This window comes from Actinomadura sp. NPDC000929 (assembly GCF_040492065.1).
Classification (GTDB): domain Bacteria; phylum Actinomycetota; class Actinomycetes; order Streptosporangiales; family Streptosporangiaceae; genus Spirillospora; species Spirillospora verrucosospora.
In genome coordinates this window covers 1-2308 of sequence record NZ_JBEUPA010000314.1, presented here as the reverse complement: position 1 = coordinate 2308, position 2308 = coordinate 1, and the positions used below count along the sequence as shown (strand labels likewise).

General features: G+C 75.4%; 2 protein-coding genes. One reads left to right on the top strand and one right to left on the bottom strand.

What is annotated here, in order from left to right:
- On the bottom strand, nucleotides 1-1051 hold a 1051-nt coding region (locus ABWI04_RS42530; RefSeq protein WP_502913225.1), incomplete at its 3' end, for an RNA polymerase sigma factor.
- Between the two features lie 253 nt (nucleotides 1052-1304).
- Here ABWI04_RS42530 and egtA point away from each other — a divergent pair.
- Nucleotides 1305-2308: ergothioneine biosynthesis glutamate--cysteine ligase EgtA (gene egtA, locus ABWI04_RS42525; protein ID WP_353835957.1), on the top strand; the 1004-nt coding region annotated here is incomplete at its 3' end.

The following is a 2308-nucleotide window of genomic DNA, read 5'->3' as shown; positions in this document are numbered from 1 at the left end:
CCTGCACCGCTCCCGCACCGGCGCCGAGCCGACCGAGGACGGTGCGGCCTTCCTCCCCCAGGCCCGAGCACTGATCGGCCTCGCCGACCAGGCCATCCGGGGACCCGCCCGCCTGCTGCGGGGGCGAGCCGTACGCGCTGGTCACCGGGTTCCGCGACGCGCCGCCGTCCGCGCGCTCGGAGCCGGTCAGGCCGGGCGCCGGGTCCTGCGGGACGCCGCGGCTGGACGTGGACGCCGGATGCGTCTGCCCGCTGCTCGCCGTCGGCGTGAGCGAGGCGGCGCTGCCGCCCTTGGCGGCGGGCCAGGACACCAGCAGCCCGATGACGGCGGCGGCGGACGCGGCGACGCCCGCGACCGCGCCGAGGCCCCTGGAGGCGAAGCCGGAGGCCCCGCGCCTGCGGCGGTCCGCCCGCTCCGGGCCGATCACGACGAGCGGGCTCGGCGAGACGACGCTCGGCAGCGGCCGGGCGGCCTCCTCCTCGCAGGCCGCGAGGACCTGGTCGCGCAGCCAGCCGGGCGCGTGCGCGGGGGCCCGCCGGGCGAGCAGCCGCGGCAGCCGTCCCTTCTCGAACGCGGAGATGAGGTCGAGCCGCGCCTCGGTGGCGCCGCGCATCAGGATGTCGAGGACGGCCCGCTCCAGCCGCGTCCGCGCCGCGTTGAACAGCTGCGCGACGGTGTCCGGAGCGAGGCCGAGCACGCGGGCGATGTCGTGCGGTTCGAGCCACTCGCCCGCCCACAGCAGCAGGACCTCGCGGTGGTCGGAGCGCAGGCTCCCGGCGGCGCGCAGCAGCGGGTCGGGGTCGGCGAACAGCGGACCGCGCGCGCCGGTGCCGACGGCCGGCTCGCCGGCGAACGCGCCGCGCTCGGCGCACGCCGTCCGGGAGAGCGAGTAGAGCCAGAGCACGCTGTCGCCGCGCGGCGGCTGGTGCACGGCCGCGCTGAAGGTGTCGCCCACGGCCGCCGCCGCGAGCTGGTCGCCGACGAGCGACCAGCAGTAGGCGTACAGGCGGTCGGCGTGCGCGTCGTAGAGCGAGCCCAGGTCTCCGCCCATGTGACCCCCCGTCTCCGTCCGGTTTCACTTCCGGCAAAACGTGCATATCGCTGGCCAGGGGACTCTAGCGGCTCCGGTCGACCCCTGAGAAGCCAGGGATCGGACAAAGCGTCGAATAGCACGGAAGGTAGCAGTGAGTGCTGCGGACGGTGACGTTCACGGAGATTTAAGAAACTTCCCGAAAAACCGCTGATTCCTGATCCGGTTCAGCAGGGAAGGTTCGAACCCGTTATCGATACCCGAGGAGTCAATGGTGACCCGGCTCACAGTGGACGACGTCTACCAGCACATTCGCGGAGTCTGCTTCAAGACCGGCCCGCCCGGGACGGTCGGCGCGGAGACCGAGTGGCTCGTGGTCGACGCGGTCGACCCGGCCGCCCACGTGCCCGCCGAGCGGGTGCGGGCCCTCGTGGCCGGGGCGGGCCCGCCGCCCGGCGGGAGCAAGGTGACCTACGAGCCGGGCGGCCAGCTCGAACTCAGCTCCGCCCCGTTCGGGACGCTGGGCGACCTGACCGCAGCCCTCGGCCGGGACGTCGCCCACGTGCGGGACGCGCTCGCACCGGAGGGGCTCGCGCTCGCCGGGCACGGCGTCGATCCCGTCCGCGCGCCCCGGTTCCAGGCCGACCACCCCCGGTACGCGTGCATGCGGGACTACTTCTGCGCGGGCGGATTCCACGACGCGGGGCTGGCGATGATGTGCTCGACCGCGTCGGTCCAGGTGAACCTGGACATCGGCGCCGACGACGCGGACGCGGCCCGCCGCTGGCGGCTCGTGCACGCGCTCGGGCCGGTGCTGGTCGCCGCGTTCGCCAATTCGCCGCTGCGGGCCGGCCGCCGCACCGGGATGCGCTCGTCCCGGCAGGGCATCTGGACCGAGCTCGACCCGTGCCGCACGCTGCCGGTGCTGCGGGACGGGGCGGACGGCGACCCCGCCGAGGCGTGGACGCGGTACGCGCTCGACGCCCAGGTCATGCTCGTCCACACCCCGGACGACGAATGGGTGCCCGCCCCCGGCATGTCCTTCCTGGAGTGGCTGGCCAAGGGGGAGCCCGGCGAGGACGACCTCGCCTACCACCTGTCCACGCTGTTCCCGCCGGTCCGTCCGCGCGGCTGGCTGGAGCTCCGCATGATCGACGCGCTGCCCGGCCCGTACTGGCCGGTGCCCGTCGCCGTCGCCACCGCCCTGCTGGACGACCCCGCCGCCTCCCGCGCCGCCGAGGCCGCGGTCGAACCGGTGGCGCACCGGTGGGCGGCGGC